We start from the raw sequence: 15,398 nt of genomic DNA, 5'->3' as shown, positions 1-15,398 counted from the left end.
GGATCGAATTGGCCCCCCGGAGAATTCTCGAATCTGCGGGGCAGGTTCGCCCTGACACTCCCCTCCACTGCGCAAGCGCGGTCCCCCTTTCCATCTGCGAGGGGGAGGAATGAAGGTCACTCCGCCTGGTCGAAATATGTCGTCGATCGATTCAACCGCGATCCGAATCACTGCACCATGGGGGCTGGCCGGAGAGTGACGAAAATCCGGCGCGCTCTTTCTCATGACGATCGCGGCATCATTGCCTCCTCCGTCCCTGCTACGGCGACCTTGCCCTGTTAACGGCACGGGCCCGCCCTGTTCCGCGAGACGTTCGCCCTGTTATTCAGGAACAGGGCAAACGACCATCAATATTTTGAAATATATGGAAAATATCTCCAACAAAGTTGGAAATAACAGGGCAAGAAAAAATCTTCACGCTGTTCTGCCCTGTTACCGGCCAGGAACAGGGCCAGGTACAGGGAGCGCGGCGCTCGCGCCGTCGGCGGTCCGCGCCAGTCCGTTTTGCGTTTCACCTCCAGGCGAAAGGCCCTAGATTGGCCGCCAAGGGAGTTGGACCATGGGCATATTGGATTTCCTGTCGAAGCAGTTCGTCGATGTGATCGATTGGGTGGACGAGCCCGGTGTGCTCGCCATCCGCTATCCGATGCAGGATCGCGAGATTCAGACCGGCGCGCAGCTCACCGTGCGCGAGGGGCAGAAGGCGTTCTTCTATAATGAAGGCCAGATCGCCGATGTGTTCCTGCCCGGGCTGCACACGCTCGAAACCAGCAACATGCCGCTCCTCACCGCGCTGCGGAACTGGGACAAGGGTTTCGCCTCGCCCTTCAAGTCGGACATCTTCTTCTTCACCTCGCGCGAGCAGGCCGGGCTGAAATGGGGCACCGCGCAGCCGATCACGGTGCGCGACAAGGAATTCGGCCCGCTGCGTATCCGCGCTTTCGGCAGCTATTCCTTTCGGGTCGAGAATGTGCCGGTGTTCGCGGCGAAGCTGCTCGGCACGCTCGAGAAACTGACCGTCGCCGATATCGAGCCGCAGCTTCGCGGTGCGATCACCACGGCGCTCGCCACCGCGCTGGGCGGCGGGGCGATCGCGTTCGTCGACCTCGCGGCTGATCAAAGCGCGATGTCGCAGCGCCTGCTCGCCGCGGTCGAGCCGGCGTTCCAGGCGTGGGGCCTGAAATGCTGCAGCTTCTTCGTCGAGAGCCTGTCGCTGCCCGAGGCAGTGCAGGAGCATCTCGACAAGGCGAGCTCGATGCGCGTGATCGGCGATGTCGATCGGTATGTCCGCTTCCAGACCGCCGAGGCGATCGATACCGCCGCGGCCCAGTCGGGTGGTGTCGCCGGGATCGGCGCGGGTGCCGCGGCCGGCATGGCGATCGGCCAGAGCATGGCGGGCGGTTTCGGCCAGGCCGGCGCGGCGCAGCCGGGCGAGGACCCCTATCAGCAGATCGAGAAGCTCCACCGCCTGATGACCGCCGGCGCGATCACCCAGGCCGAGTTCGACGCGAAAAAGGCGGCACTGCTGGCCAAGATCGGCTGATCCTTCGTGATCGACGCGAATTGCCCCAATTGCGGCGCGGCGGTGCATTTCCGTTCGGCCGATCTGCCGGTGAAGGTCTGCGACTATTGCCGCAGCTCGCTGGTCCGCAAGGGCGACGTCCTGCAGGCAATGGGCAAGATCGCCGAAGTGCCGGAGGATGTCAGCCCGTTGCAGCTCGGCGTGCGCGGCACCGATGGCGGGGTCGGCTTCGAACTGATCGGCCGCGTGCGCTGGCGCTGGACCGATGGCGGCTGGAACGAATGGCTCGCGCTGTTCGATGACGGCTCGACCGCCTGGATCGGCGAGGCGATGGGCCGCTACATGCTGCTCCGCCAGATCGACCATAGCGGTATGCGCACCGGCGCAGTGAGGAGCCTGCGCGACGATCAGGAGATCGAACTCGGCAGCGAGGCGACGATCGACGGAATCGCCTACACCGTCACTGACGTGAAGGAAGCGAGCTGCGCCGGTGGCGACGGCGAACTGCCGTTCAGCACGCCGGCCGGGCTCACCGCGAAGAGCATCGACCTGATGGCGCCTGATGGCCACTGCGCGAGCATCCAGAAGGAGCGCGGCGAGGTGCTGGTCTATGCCGGCCGCTACGTTACGCTGGCCGATCTCAAGGCGACCGGGCTGCGCGCGTTCGAGGGCTGGCCGATGCCGCGGTTCGCCGCGTGAGCGACGCGCTATCGACCGTTCGGGCGCTGTCCTGCACCCAGTGCGGCGGCACGATATCGCTGCGCGCGGCGGGCTATACCGTCAGCCTGATCTGCGAGCATTGCGGCACCACGCTCGACGCGACCGACCCCGATCTGCGCATCATCGCACGGGCAACCGCGGCGATGCGCGTTCCGCTCATCCCGCTCGGCACCCGCGCGGAACTGCGCGGCACGATGTGGGAAGTGGTCGGCTATCTCGAGAAATCGGATGGCGGGGATGGCTGGGCCGAATATCTGCTGTTCAATCCCTATCAGGGCTATGCCTTCCTGCTCGACGACGGGCGGCGCTTCAGCATCGGTTTCCTGCTCGATCGGCTGCCTGGATATGACTGGGGTGCGCTTCAGCTCGACGGGGAAGCCTATAAGCGCTTCGGCACGCGCTATGCGACCTGGGTGAAGTTCGTCGTCGGCGAATTCTACTGGCGCGTCGCCGAGGGCGAGAAGGTCCGGGTCAGCGACTATGTCCGCCCGGGCAAGATGATCTCCTGCGAGGAGAATGACAGCGAGCGGACCTGGACCCGGCTGTTCATGCTCGACTGGGGCGAGGCGGAAAAGGCCTTCGGGATCGAGCGCCGCCGCCGCGAATACAGCACGCCGTCGCCGCACGAGCCCTCGCCCTATCGCGACAAGATGGTCGAGGCGGTGATCCTCGGCGTGATCGCGGCGGTCACCCTGTTGCTGATCGCGATGATGGGCGGCGGATCGACCCGGGCCGCGAGCGCCGACATGCAGGTCGCGATCGGCGGCGCGCCCGTCACTCAGGTCGTCCGCGGGATCGAGCTTCCCGGGCGCAATACCGCCGTCCGCATCGACGCCCGCGCGAACCAGCTCGACAATAGCTGGATCGAGCTCGATTATTCGCTGGTCAACCGTCGCACTCAGCAAAGCTTCGATGCCTCGACCGTGGCCGAGCGCTATAGCGGCCGGGACAGCGACGGCGCCTGGAGCGAGGGGGACACCACGCCGGCCATCAAGCTGTCGAGCATTCCGCCCGGGATCTATGATCTGGTCGTCGAAGCGAGTGGCCATCGCTGGGCGCCGGGCGGTAGCGGCAGCTCCTTCACGGGCAACGTCGGAATCTTTTCCGGCCTGGCGGCCCAGGACTCGGTGGTCCCCGTCGAGATCTACGTCGCACGCGGCGGCATGTTCGGCGGCAATGTGCTGCTCGGGCTGATCCTGCTGCTCCTCTGGCCGGCGTTCGCGATCTTCCGGCATTTCAGCTTCGAAGCGCGGCGGCTGAGCCCAGTCGCCGAGGATGACGACGAATGAGCAAATCCTCGATCCTTTACGGCCTATTCTGCCTGCTGGTCGTCGGCGGGTTCACCTATGCGACGATGAACGGTTTCTCTCCCTTCGCCCAAGGCGGCACGCGCGGGTTCGTGCGCACTGCCTATGGCCCCACCCACAAATAGCGAGAAGGGTATCCCATGCTCACCACCGCAGTCCTGCTGGCCACCCTCGTTTACGCAGGCATCGGCCTGGTCATCTTCGTCCTCGGCTTCTGGCTGTGGGATCGGGTGACCCCGGTCGATCTGTGGGGCGAAGTCTGCAAGGGCAATATCGCGATCTCCATCCTGGCGGGGTCGGTCGCGATCGCGCTGGCGATCATCATCGCGGCGGCGATTCATGGATGACGGCCCGGCCGGGGATTTTGCCCGGCCATCGCGCCTCGGTGCGGCGCTACTGGTTTCCGCCTTCGTCGTCGCCACCTGCGGGCTGATCTACGAGCTGCTCGCCGGCACCCTGGCGAGCTATCTGCTCGGCGACAGCGTCACGCAATTCTCGATCGTCATCGGCACCTATCTGTTCGCCATGGGCATCGGCTCCTGGTGCTCGCGCTATGTGAAGCGCGACGAACTCGCCGTGTTCGTCCGGGTCGAAATCCTGATCGCGGCGATCGGCGGGGCCTCGGCAGCGGTGCTGTTCCTGCTGTTCGACCGCGTCGCCGATTTCCGCATCCCGCTCTACGGCCTGGTGCTGGTGATCGGCGCGCTGGTCGGCCTCGAAATCCCGCTGCTGATGCGCATCCTCAAGGACCGGCTGGAATTCGGCGATCTCGTGTCGAAGGTGCTGACCTTCGACTATGTCGGCGCGCTCGCCGCCTCGCTGCTGTTTCCGCTGCTGCTCGTCCCGCAGCTCGGGCTGATGCGCACGGGCTTCCTGTTCGGCCTCGCCAATGTCGCGGTCGCCATCGCGCTGATCCTCATGCTGCCGGGCAAGCGTCGCCTGCGCACCGAGCTGATCGTCGGCATCCTGGTGGCGGTCGGGCTCGCGACAGGGTTCATCGTTTCCGAAAAGCTGCAGCGTGCGGCCGAGGTCGGGGTTTACGGCGATCCGATCCTCTATGCGGCGTCGACGCCCTATCAGCGCGTCGTCATCACCAAGCGCGCGGGCGACCTGCGGCTCTATCTCAACGGCAATCTGCAATTCTCCTCGCGCGACGAATATCGCTATCATGAGGCGCTGGTGCATCCGGTGATGACCCGGGCGCACAACCCGCGCGACATCCTGGTGCTCGGCGGCGGCGATGGGCTCGCAGTGCGCGAGATCCTGAAATATCCGGGCGTCGCCTCGGTCACGCTGGTCGATCTCGATCCCGAGATGACCAGCCTGTTCCGCAACAGCGCGATGCTGTCGGCGCTCAACCATGATGCGTTCCACTCGCCCAAGGTGCACGTGATCAATGCCGATGGCTTTCGCTGGCTGCGCGAGAACCAGCGGCGGTTCGATGCGGTGTTTGTCGATTTCCCCGATCCGACCAATTTCGCGATCGGCAAGCTCTACACCGTCAGCTTCTATCGCGAGCTGGCCAGGGCGCTCGCTCCGGGCGCGGTGGTCAGCGTGCAGAGCACCTCGCCCCTCGTCGCGCCGCGCGCTTATTGGACAGTCGCGACCACGCTCGAGGCGGCGGGCCTGATCACCCGCGGCTATCATGTCTATGTGCCGAGCTTCGGCGAATGGGGCTTTGTGCTCGCCTCGAACGAACCGATCGGCCGGCCCGGGCCATTGCCACAGGGCCTGCGCTTTCTCACGCCGCAGACGGATGCGCTCGCCTTCACCTTCCCGCCCGACATGGCACGCCGTGCGGTGCCGGTGAACCGGCTCGACAACCAGGCTTTGGTCCGCGAGTTCGAGGCCGAGTGGGCCGTGTACGAGGGCTGACGGCATGGCCGTATCCCGCCGCACCCTGATCGCCGGCTCGGTCACCGCCGCTGCGGCGATCGGCGCTGGAGCCGTCGCGTGGCAGGCGCGCGACAAGCCCATGCCCGGCACGCTGAGCGGCGCCGATTTCACCCGGGGCCACCGCCTGCGCGACGGTGCGACCTTTCCGGCGCCGAAGCGCGAAATCCACACCGGCATCGCCATCCTCGGTGGCGGTGTCGCCGGCCTGTCCGCCGCCTGGGCGCTGGCGGAGACGGGCATGACCGATTTCCGCCTGATCGAGCTCGAGGACCGCGCCGGCGGCAATGCCCGCTCGGGCCGCAACGCCGTCTCCGCCTATCCGCTCGGCGCGCATTATCTGCCGATCCCCAATGCCGAGGCGAAGGGCGTGGTGCGGCTGCTCGAAAAGCTCGGCATCGTCACCGGCCATCAGGACGGCAAGCCGTTGTTCGACCCCTATCAGATCGTCTCCGATCCCGACGAACGGCTGCTCAACCTCGGCAAGTGGCAGGAAGGGCTGATCCCGACGGTCGGCCTGACCCCCGCCGATCGCCACGACCTCGACGCCTTCTTCGCCGCGATGGCCGCCTATCGCGATCGTCGCGATGCGCAGGGCCGCCCCGCCTTCGCGCTGCCGATGGCCTTCAGCGCGCGTGACCCCGATCTTCTGGCGCTCGACTTGCTCAGCTTCACCGCATGGCTCGACCGGAAGAACTGGCGCTCGCCGATCCTGCGCGGCCATGTCCGCTACGCCTGCCGCGACGATTACGGCACCGAGCCCGATCAGGTCTCGGCCTGGGCCGGCATCCATTATTTCGCCGGCCGGCGCGGCATCGCCGCCAACACCGCCGGCGATACGGTGCTGACCTGGCCCGAGGGCAATGGGCATCTCGTCGGGCGCATGGCGCAACGGCTCAAGGCGCAGATCGATTGCGGCCGGATCGTCCATCGCGTGCGGCCGGCGGCGGCGGGGGTGGAGATCGATTGCTTCGACGTTGCGTCCGGCGAGTCCGTGCGGGTGATCGCCCGCAGCGCGATCCTCGCCACGCCGCATTTCGTCACGCGCCGGCTGCTGCTGCCCGGTGCGATGGCGGAGGGGCAGTTCGGCTACGCCCCCTGGATCGTCGCCAATGTCACGGTCGATCGCCCGCCCGCTGGCAACGGCTTCGAGCTTGCCTGGGACAACGTGTCCTGGACCAGCCGATCGCTCGGCTATGTCGTTGCGACGCATCAGTCGCTCGGCACCGTGCCCGGGCCGACCGTGCTGAGCTGGTATCTGCCGCTGTCCGACATGGCCCCCGCGGACGCCCGCCGCGCGCTGCTCGACCGTCCGCTCGACTATTGGCAGGCCATGGTCCGCGACGATCTGCTCCAGACCAACCCCGACCTCGAAGGCGCGATCTCGCGCATCGATGTCTGGCGCTGGGGCCATGCGATGATCCGCCCGGTGCCCGGCTTCTTCTGGAGCGGCGCGCGCGAGGAAGCGGCCAAGCCGCGCCCGCCCCTGTTCTTCGCCCATTCGGACCTGAGTGGCCTCTCGCTGTTCGAGGAGGCGCATTATCGCGGCACCCAGGCGGCACAGGACGCGATGGCGCATCTGGGCATTCCCTATGAAGACATGCTGATCTAGGAACGCACGTGGATTACAGCGGGACGCATCTCCTCGCCGACCTGTTCGGCTGCACCGGTCTCGACGATATCGATCGGGTCGACGCCGCGCTTCGGAACGCCGTCGTGGCGGGGGGCGCGACCCTGCTCGACCTTCGGCTCCACGGGTTCGGCGCGGGGCAGGGGGTGACCGGCGTGGCGTTGCTCGCCGAATCGCATATCTCGATCCACACCTGGCCCGAGCGCAACTACGCCGCGGCCGACATCTTCCTGTGTGGCGGTCGGCATGATCTGGACGCGGCCCTGGCGGCCCTCTCCGCCGGTCTGGGGGCCGAACGCTGCGAGGAGCAGCGCATCGCGCGCGGCTTCAGCCTCAGCGACGTGATGAACCGATAGAAGCGGTTCGGCGCAAGGGTCACTCCACCCAGTCGAGCCCCATCTCGCGGTAGATATCCCGCTCGTCATCCCAGCCGGGCTTCACCTTTACGTGCAGATAGAGATGCACCGGGCGGCCCATGATATTGCTCAGCTCGGCGCGGGCCCGGGCGCCGATCTCCTTGATCCGCGCGCCGCCCTTGCCCAGCACGATCGCACGCTGGGTCGGGCGCTCGACCAGGATCTGCTGGTGGATCTCGACGGAGCCGTCCTCGCGTTCCTTATACTGCTCGGTCTCGATCGCGCTGGCATAAGGCAGCTCGGCATGGAGCTGGAGATAGAGCTGTTCACGCGTCACTTCGGAGGCAAGGCTGCGCTCGGTCGCGTCGGACACCTGATCCTCGGGGAAATGCCACGGCCCCTCCGGCATCGCCTTGGCCAGCACCCGCTTCAGCTCGGGCAAGCCATCGCCGGTCGAGGCGCTGACGAAGAAGGTTTCGGCGAAATCGACGATGCCGTTGAGCTTCTCGGCGTGGAGCAGCAGCTTCGCCTTGTCGGCCAGGTCGACCTTGTTGAGGATCAGATATTTCGGCTCGGCGCGCGACGCGATCGACTCCGCGATCGGGATCACCTTGGGGCCGAGCCCGCCCTTGGCGTCGACCACCAGAGCGATCACGTCGGCGCCTTCGGTCCCGCCCCAGGCGGCCGAGACCATCGCCCGGTCGAGCCGGCGCTTGGGCTCGAAGATGCCGGGCGTGTCGACCAGCAGCAACTGGGTCTCGCCCTCGATCGCGACACCCATCAGCCGGGCGCGCGTCGTCTGCGCCTTGGGGCTGACGATCGCGACCTTCTGGCCGACCAGCGCGTTGACCAGGGTGGATTTGCCGGCATTGGGCGCGCCGAGCACGGCCACGAGGCCGCAATGTTGTTCAGTCATCTAAACCTCAGGTGATCAACGTCCCGACCGGGGCCGGGGCGAATGGGAAGCACCACCTGTACCCCTTGCGTCGGGTTTTGTCGAAGCCCGCTGAACCGGCGCTTCGGCGGCCCGGGCAACCGCGCAGGCGGACGCCCGCCGGTCAGGCGATGATCAGCCCCCGCATCGTCTCGCGCGGCAGGGTCTCGTCGAAGCGGCAGCCGATCCGCCCGTCCGAGCACCAGATCACCGTCGCGGCCATCGCCGTGCCGCCATTCAGCCTGAGCAGCAGGCGCTCGCCCGGTGGATGCTGGACCGGCGACAGGATGCGGCAGCCATAAGGCGAAACGTCGCACAACATGGCATGAGACGGCTTTCCGCGGTGCGCCTGCGTCGTCACGCGGGTGACCTGCACGGGGTGGCGCGGCGCGGCGCGGCCATCGAGCGACGCCGCCTGCACGGTGCGATACTGGGTTGCCCTCGACGCCATGTTGTCCCCCCGCCCTTGGCGCGGGGATACGCGGCGTTGGTAAGCAAAGCGTTAAGGCCTGGGCAGGGATGGCTGCGGGCCAGGTATCGTTCCGGCCCTTTGTCGGCAGCGGTGCCGGCGCCGCGCGGCTAGCCGGTCAGCTTCTCCAGCAGCGCCGCCGCCGCCGCGGTTTCCGCTTCCTGCTTGGAGCTGCCGGTCGCGGTCGCCTCGGCCAGCGCGCCGATCGAGGCCTTGACCGTGAAGCGCGGCGCATGGTGCGGGCCGGACCGGTCGACCACGTCATAAGCGGGCGTGCGGCGGTTGTTCGCCGCCGCCCATTCCTGCAGCGCGGATTTGGGATGTTGCGGCGCCGCCGCGCCCTGGGTCTTTACCCGGTCGCCCCAGGCCTTGCGGATCGCCTTGCGCGCCGGCTCGAGCCCGGCATCGAGATAGAGCGCGCCGATCAACGCCTCCATCACGTCGCCAAGGACATTGTCGCTGTCGGCGGCGCCGTCGTCGCGCGCCTGTTTGCCGAGCTTGAGCTGCGTGCTCACGCCGACGCTGCGCGCCACGTCGGCGCAGACCGCGCCCGTCACCAGCGCGTTCAGCCGCTTCGACAGCGCGCCTTCGGGCTCGCCGGGAAAGGTCTCGAACAGCCATTCGGCCATGACGAGGCCGAGCACCCGGTCGCCCAGGAACTCGAGCCGCTCGTAATTCGCCGCGGCCTGGCTGCCATGAGTCAGCGCGCGTTCGTACCCGGCCAGGTCGCGGGGCTTGTGGCCGAAACTTTCCTTGATCCAGTCTGAGAGCGCTCCGCTCAAAAGCCTTCCCCGATCCTCGACCAGCGCGCCGCGGAGAACCATGTCCAGGGCAGGAACCAGTTGGCGGAGCCGTCCGTGGAGAAGAAGGTCACGACCGCCTTGCCCTCGATCCGGTCCATCGGGACATAGCCCATGCCGCTCGGCTGGCCCGGCAGCGCATCGGCGGGGGCGGGGAAACGGCTGTCGCCGCTGTCGTCGCGATTGTCGCCCATGACGAAGACGCGACCCGCCGGCACCGAATAGAGCCCGGTATTGTCCGCCTCGTCATTCTCGCCGCGATCGAGCACCATATAGGACTTGCCGTTGGGCAGGGTCTCGCGGAACTGCGGATAGCGGCAGATCGGTTTGCCGTTACGGCCATTGTCGAGGAATTCGGACGGGCATTCGCTGCCCGCCGGATAATTGGGCGTGATCGGAAGAGTGAAGTCGGCGACCGGATCCTTGGGGATCGCAGTGCCGTTCAGGATCAGCTGGCCGTGGCGCATCTGGATCGTGTCCCCGGGCAGCCCGATCACGCGCTTGATCACGTCATGGTCGCCGGTCGGATCGCGGAACACCACCACGTCGCCGCGTGTCGGATCGCGGCCGAAGATGCGCCCCGGGATCAGCGGCACGCTGAGCGGCAGCGAGTGGCGCGAATAGCCGTAATTCCATTTCGACACGAACAGATAGTCGCCGATGTAGAGCCGCGGCAGCATGGATTGCGACGGGATGTTGAACGGCGAGAAGATGAAGCTGCGGAAGATCAGCACCGCGATGACCAGCTTCACCAGGAACAGGATGGTGTCGCGGGTTTCCGACCTGGGCTTGGGCGGCGTGAGGGTCGCGCCGGGGGCGGGGTCGGGTGCGGGCATGTCGGTATCGGCCATGCGCGGCGGTTTGCGGTGGCGGGGGCGAGGCGTCAAGCCGGGCCGTGCCGGGACAGGGCTCGAGAGCGGGAGAATGAGGGGGGCCGGCACGCTCGGAATGGGGCGCCCGGCGAAAAAGACTGGTGGGTTCGAGGTGGTATAATGCGCGCCGCGCGCTTACCTGACGGCATCGATTAGCGGAGATGTTTTCCATGGTTGCAGACTGGACCTCGATCGAAGCCTTGCCCTCCCCCCGGCTGGAGGCGTTGTTCGCCGACGATCCGGACCGGCTGAAGAAGCTCAGCCTGGACGTCGCCGGCCTGCATTTCGACTGGTCCAAGACTCACCTGACGCCCGAGGCGATCGCTGCTTTCGAGGCGCTGGCCAGGGCGCAGGACCTCGCCGGCAAGCGCGAGGCCCTTTTCGCGGGCGAGATCGTCAACGTCACTGAAGGCCGCGCCGCCACCCACACCGCGGAGCGCGGCGAGGGCAAGGCGGAGGATGTCGGCCTGGCCATGACCTTCCATGCCCGCATGCGCGCGCTGATCGACGCGATCGAGGCCGAGGCGCTCGGGCCGATCCGCCATGTCCTGCATGTCGGCATCGGCGGCTCGGCGCTTGGGCCCGACCTGCTGGTCGATGCGCTCGGCCGGGAATCCGGGCGATACGACACCGCGATCGTCTCGAACGTCGACGGCGTCGCGCTCGAGGAAGCGTTCGGCCGCTTCGATCCGGCCGCGACCCTGCTCGTCATCGCCTCCAAGACCTTCACCACCACCGAGACCATGCTCAACGCGGAAAGCGTGCTCGAATGGATGCAGGAAGGCGGCGTCGAGGACCCCTATGGCCGCGTCGTCGCGCTGACGGCCTCGCCCGACAAGGCCGTCGAATGGGGCGTGGACGAGACGCGCGTGCTGCCCTTCATGGAATCGGTCGGCGGGCGCTATTCGCTCTGGTCGTCGATCGGCTTTCCTGCCGCGTTGGCGCTGGGCTGGGACTGTTTCGAGCAGCTGCTCGACGGTGCCGCCGAGATGGACCGCCATTTCCGCCTTGCCTCGCTCAGCGAGAACGCCCCGGCGCTCGCGGCCTTCGCCGATCTTTATTACACGCAGGTCCGCCACGCCGAGACGCGCGCGACCTTCGCCTATGACGAGCGGCTGCGGCTGCTTCCTTCCTATCTTCAGCAGCTCGAGATGGAATCGAACGGCAAGGGCGTGACCGTGGACGGCCAGCCGCTTGGCCGGCCGAGCGCGGCGATCACCTGGGGCGGCGTCGGCACCGACGCGCAGCATGCGGTGTTCCAGCTGCTCCACCAGGGCACGCACCTCGTGCCGGTCGAGTTCGTCGCGGTGATCGAGCCGGGCGACAGCCTGGCCGAGGACCATCACCGCCAGTTGCTGCTCAACGCCTTCGCGCAGGGCGCGGCGCTGATGAAGGGGCGGGCCAACGACAAGGACCCGGCCCGCAGCTATTCGGGCGACCGGCCCAGCTCGACTATCCTGCTCGACGATCTCGATGCCCGCACGCTCGGCGCGCTGCTGGCCTTTTACGAGCAGCGCACCTTCGTGAACGCCGTGCTGCTCGGCATCAACCCGTTCGACCAGTTCGGGGTGGAGCTGGGCAAGGAAATGGCCAAGGCAGCGGGAGAAGGCGGGCAGACGTTCGACGTCTCCACCGAGGACCTGATCAAGCGGGCATTCGGCGAGAGCTGAACCTCGACCCACCAACATCCGTTCGGGCTGAGCTTGTCGAAGCCCTGTTCTTCTTGAAAGCGGATGGAGAACAACAGCCCTTCGACAAGCTCGGGCGAGCGGAGATTATGATGGCTGACGCCAAATACGACTACGACCTTTTCGTCATCGGTGCCGGCTCCGGCGGCGTCCGCGCGTCGCGCGTCGCGGCGGCGCACGGCGCGAAGGTCGCGGTCGCCGAGGAATATCGTGTCGGCGGCACCTGCGTGATCCGCGGCTGCGTGCCCAAGAAGCTGCTCGTCTATGGCGCGCATTTCGCCGAGGACCTGGCCGATGCGCGGCGTTTCGGGTGGAACGTGCCCGACGACTGCGCTTTCGACTGGAAAGTGCTGACCCGGAACGTGCTCGACGAGGTCGACCGGATCAACGCCGCCTATACCGACACGCTGACCAACAACAAGGTCGAGATCATCGCCGAGCGCGCGACGATCACCGGCCCGCACGGCATCCGGCTGGCGAGCGGGCGCGAGGTCACGGCGAAGACCATCCTCGTCGCGACCGGCGCGACCCCCTCCGTGCCGGACTGCCCCGGCAGGGAATATGGCATCACCTCGAACGAGGCCTTCCATCTCGACGCGGTGCCGAAGCGCATCCTGATCGCCGGCGCCGGCTATATCGCCAACGAGTTCGCCGGCATCTTCCACCAGTTCGGCGCGCATGTGACGCTGATCAACCGGACCGACGTGATCCTGCGCGGCTATGACGAGCAGATCCGCGACCGGCTGCTGCAGATCTCGATGATGAAGGGGCTCGAATTCCGCTTCCACGCCGATTTCCAGGGCATCGAGAAGATGGACGATGGCTGCCTGAAGGTGAGCATGTCAGGCCATGAGCCGATCATCGTCGACTGCGTGATGTTCGCGACCGGGCGCGACCCCAATACCGCCGGCCTGGGGCTGGAGACGGCGGGCGTCGAGATCGACGCCAAGGGCGCGATCGTGGTCGACGACGACAACCGCTCGACCTGCGACAGCATCTATGCGGTGGGCGACGTGACCAACCGCATCCAGCTGACCCCGATCGCGATCCGCGAGGGCCAGGCCTTTGCCGACACGATGTTCGGCAACAAGCCGACCCGGGTCGATTACGAGAATGTCCCCTCGGCGGTGTTCAGCCATCCGCCGATGGCCGGCGTCGGCCTCACCGAAGGCCAGGCCAAGATGAAGTTCGGCTCGGTCAAGGTCTACACCTCGGACTTCCGCCCGATGAAGAACGTCCTGGCGGGCCGCAACGAGCGTGCGCTCTACAAGATGGTCTGCGACAGCGAGACGGACAAGATTCTGGGGCTGCACATGATCGGCCCGGATGCGCCCGAGATCCTGCAGGGGGCCGCGATCGCGGTGAAGGCCGGGCTGACCAAGGCGGCGTTCGACGAGACCGTCGCGCTGCATCCGACCATGGCGGAGGAGCTGGTGCTGATGCGCTAGTTGTCAATCTTAGCGCAAGATCGTATAAAGCGCGTCATGGCACAGATGAATATCTCGGTCCCCGATGCGCTCAGGCAATGGGCGGAGCAGCGTGTCGCCGAAGGGCGATATGCCAGTACCAGCGACTATATTCGCGACCTCATGCGCCGCGACCAGGACGCGGCGGCTGAGCTGGCCTGGTTGCAAGGCGAGATCGACAAGGGCATTGCATCAGGGCTTGATCCTCGATCCCATTCGCAAATCATCCAGGACATTCGCACCAAATATCTAAGCGAAGATGGCTGAGCTTCGGCTCACGCCAGAGGCCAATGCCGATCTGGAGGACATCACCCTCTACAGCCTCGATCAATTCGGGCGCGCGACGGCGGCCAGATATTTAAGCGCCTTCGAATCGGCATTTGAGATTCTCGAACGCTATCCGGAGTCAGGGGGCGTCTATGCCGGTATCGTGCCGAATGTGCGATGGACGCGCTGCGGTAGTCACCGCATCTTCTATCGTGTCGAGGAAGATATCGTCACGGTCGTGCGCGTTCTCCATTCCGCCCGCGACGCGAAGCTGGCCTTCAGCAGTCAACACTGACCTGGCCTTCAGCCCACCGCCTCGCCCTGCCGCCGCACCGCGAACCGCGCCAGTGCCGGCCCCAGGATCACGCAGGCGAAGAAGCGCAGCGCCTGGAGCGCCATCACATAGGGCACGTCGACCCTGGCCGAGGCCGCGATGATCGCGACCGAGTCCATGCCGCCGGGGCTGGTCGCAAGATAGGCGGTGATCGGATCGATGCCGCCGAAATGCGCGAGCAGGAAACCAATGCTGGCGGAAATGCCGATCAGCAGCAGGATCGACAGCAGGATGCGCGGCAGGGCGCGGGCGGCGGCGCGGACGATCTCGCGGGTGAAGTGCAGCCCGATGCGCCAGCCGACGATCGCATAGCTCGCCGCGAGCAGCCAGCCCGGCAGATCGAAGCGCACCAGCCCGGCGATGTTGAGCGCCGTGCCGAGCAGCATCGCGCCGATCATCGCGCCGGCCGGCAGCTTGAACCGCACGCCGAGCCATCCGCCGATCGCGGCGATGGCGAGCGTCGCGGCAAAGGCGACCGGGTCGATCGGCGGGAACCAGTCGGCGGTCGGGCTCTCCATGCCGCCATGCGCGCCGACCAGCGCCGCGACGATCGAGGCGGTGCCCGCGACGCACACCACGCGGCTATAGGTCATCACCGCGACCAGCCGCCATTCCGCGCCATAGGATTGCGCCATCAGCACCATCGCCGCCGCGCCGCCGGGCATGCAGCCCCACACCGCCACGCTGGGCGGGAGCCAGCCGAGCCGTCCGACCAGCAGGCCGATGCCCACGCCGACGCAAAGCGTCGCGGCGGTGACGGCGAAGAAGACCGGCCAATGCTCGATCACGGTGCTGACCGTGCCGGCGGTGAAGGAGCGGGCCACGAGCAGCCCGACGAGCGCCTGCGCCGCCTGGAAGGAAAGCGGCGGGACGGTGACGCCCTGGCCACGCGTCGCGAGCAGGATCGCCGCGATCATCGGGCCGAGCAAAAGACCCGCCGGCAAGCGCAACGCCTCCAGCACGCCGGCGAACGCCGCCGACAGCGCCAGCAGCAACGCCCAGCGGACAAGGGGCGGACCCGCGCCGGCCTCAGCCATGCCGGCCGATCGGAACGGTTGCGCGGGCGGGCGGGTGCATGCAGGCCTCGTACGGAGGGAAGACGGCGTTCCTCTCGCCCCGTACGCGGCGCTTGTCCAGCCG

Annotated in this window: 17 protein-coding genes; 12 read left to right on the top strand and 5 right to left on the bottom strand. The window is 67.0% G+C overall.

The window, feature by feature from the left end; all coding sequences use genetic code 11:
- Positions 1-559: 559 nt before the first annotated feature.
- From AC1DX5_RS19625 to speD, 8 genes are read left to right on the top strand one after another with little or no spacing between them, the layout of a single operon-like run.
- A complete protein-coding gene (locus AC1DX5_RS19625) occupies positions 560-1,543 on the top strand; it encodes an SPFH domain-containing protein (RefSeq protein WP_478016918.1) in 984 nt (327 codons plus the stop codon).
- A gap of 6 nt (positions 1,544-1,549) precedes the next feature.
- The gene (locus AC1DX5_RS19620; protein WP_478016916.1) at positions 1,550-2,221 is read left to right on the top strand and encodes a DUF4178 domain-containing protein; all 672 of its coding nucleotides are present in this window, start codon (positions 1,550-1,552) and stop codon (positions 2,219-2,221) included.
- Positions 2,218-3,531, top strand: a complete 1,314-nt coding sequence (locus AC1DX5_RS19615) for a DUF4178 domain-containing protein (protein ID WP_478016915.1) — start codon at positions 2,218-2,220, stop codon at positions 3,529-3,531. Before AC1DX5_RS19620 ends, AC1DX5_RS19615 begins: the two co-directional genes overlap by 4 nt.
- A complete protein-coding gene (locus AC1DX5_RS19610) occupies positions 3,528-3,674 on the top strand; it encodes a hypothetical protein (protein WP_478016913.1) in 147 nt (48 codons plus the stop codon). The genes AC1DX5_RS19615 and AC1DX5_RS19610 overlap by 4 nt, the downstream gene beginning before the upstream one ends.
- A 15-nt stretch (positions 3,675-3,689) precedes the next feature.
- Positions 3,690-3,896 (top strand): DUF350 domain-containing protein, encoded by a 207-nt coding sequence (locus AC1DX5_RS19605; protein ID WP_465170298.1) that lies wholly within the window; start codon positions 3,690-3,692, stop codon positions 3,894-3,896.
- Positions 3,889-5,424: a polyamine aminopropyltransferase gene (locus tag AC1DX5_RS19600; RefSeq protein WP_478016911.1), complete on the top strand. Its 1,536-nt coding sequence runs from the start codon at positions 3,889-3,891 to the stop codon at positions 5,422-5,424. The genes AC1DX5_RS19605 and AC1DX5_RS19600 overlap by 8 nt, the downstream gene beginning before the upstream one ends.
- A gap of 4 nt (positions 5,425-5,428) precedes the next feature.
- Complete coding sequence (locus AC1DX5_RS19595; protein WP_478016909.1) at positions 5,429-7,054, top strand: FAD-dependent oxidoreductase; 1,626 nt, start codon at positions 5,429-5,431, stop codon at positions 7,052-7,054.
- Positions 7,055-7,062: 8 nt separating this feature from the next.
- Positions 7,063-7,428: an adenosylmethionine decarboxylase gene (gene speD, locus AC1DX5_RS19590; RefSeq protein WP_465174546.1), complete on the top strand. Its 366-nt coding sequence runs from the start codon at positions 7,063-7,065 to the stop codon at positions 7,426-7,428.
- A gap of 19 nt (positions 7,429-7,447) precedes the next feature.
- Here speD and era read toward each other — a convergent pair whose 3' ends face one another.
- From era to lepB, 4 genes are all read right to left on the bottom strand, one after another.
- Entirely contained in the window at positions 7,448-8,344 is an 897-nt protein-coding gene (gene era, locus AC1DX5_RS19585; RefSeq protein ID WP_465170294.1) for a GTPase Era, read from the bottom strand.
- A 142-nt stretch (positions 8,345-8,486) separates the two neighbouring features.
- Positions 8,487-8,813, bottom strand: coding sequence for a PilZ domain-containing protein (locus AC1DX5_RS19580; protein ID WP_465170293.1), 327 nt, complete (start codon positions 8,811-8,813; stop codon positions 8,487-8,489).
- 128 nt (positions 8,814-8,941) lie between these two features.
- Positions 8,942-9,655, bottom strand: coding sequence for a ribonuclease III (gene rnc, locus AC1DX5_RS19575; protein ID WP_465174545.1), 714 nt, complete (start codon positions 9,653-9,655; stop codon positions 8,942-8,944).
- A complete protein-coding gene (gene lepB / locus AC1DX5_RS19570) occupies positions 9,610-10,482 on the bottom strand; it encodes a signal peptidase I (protein WP_478016907.1) in 873 nt (290 codons plus the stop codon). Before lepB ends, rnc begins: the two co-directional genes overlap by 46 nt.
- A gap of 191 nt (positions 10,483-10,673) precedes the next feature.
- On the opposite strand from lepB, the gene pgi reads away from it, so the two are divergent.
- From pgi to AC1DX5_RS19550, 4 genes are all read left to right on the top strand, one after another.
- Positions 10,674-12,173, top strand: a complete 1,500-nt coding sequence (gene pgi / locus AC1DX5_RS19565; RefSeq protein WP_478016905.1) for a glucose-6-phosphate isomerase — start codon at positions 10,674-10,676, stop codon at positions 12,171-12,173.
- Between the two features lie 110 nt (positions 12,174-12,283).
- Positions 12,284-13,639, top strand: coding sequence for a glutathione-disulfide reductase (gene gor, locus AC1DX5_RS19560; RefSeq protein WP_478016903.1), 1,356 nt, complete (start codon positions 12,284-12,286; stop codon positions 13,637-13,639).
- A gap of 36 nt (positions 13,640-13,675) precedes the next feature.
- Entirely contained in the window at positions 13,676-13,924 is a 249-nt protein-coding gene (locus AC1DX5_RS19555; protein ID WP_465174542.1) for a type II toxin-antitoxin system ParD family antitoxin, read from the top strand.
- Positions 13,917-14,219 carry a type II toxin-antitoxin system RelE/ParE family toxin gene (locus AC1DX5_RS19550; protein WP_478016902.1) on the top strand — a complete coding sequence of 101 codons (303 nt, stop codon included), beginning with the start codon at positions 13,917-13,919 and terminating at the stop codon, positions 14,217-14,219. Before AC1DX5_RS19555 ends, AC1DX5_RS19550 begins: the two co-directional genes overlap by 8 nt.
- Before the next feature lie 8 nt (positions 14,220-14,227).
- On the opposite strand, the gene AC1DX5_RS19545 is transcribed toward AC1DX5_RS19550, so the two are convergent.
- Positions 14,228-15,295: an AbrB family transcriptional regulator gene (locus tag AC1DX5_RS19545; RefSeq protein ID WP_478016901.1), complete on the bottom strand. Its 1,068-nt coding sequence runs from the start codon at positions 15,293-15,295 to the stop codon at positions 14,228-14,230.
- Between the last annotated feature and the right edge of the window lie 103 nt (positions 15,296-15,398).

This window comes from Sphingomonas sp. P2_B6, from assembly GCF_056404755.1.
This window is presented reverse-complemented; position numbering and strand designations above follow the sequence as displayed.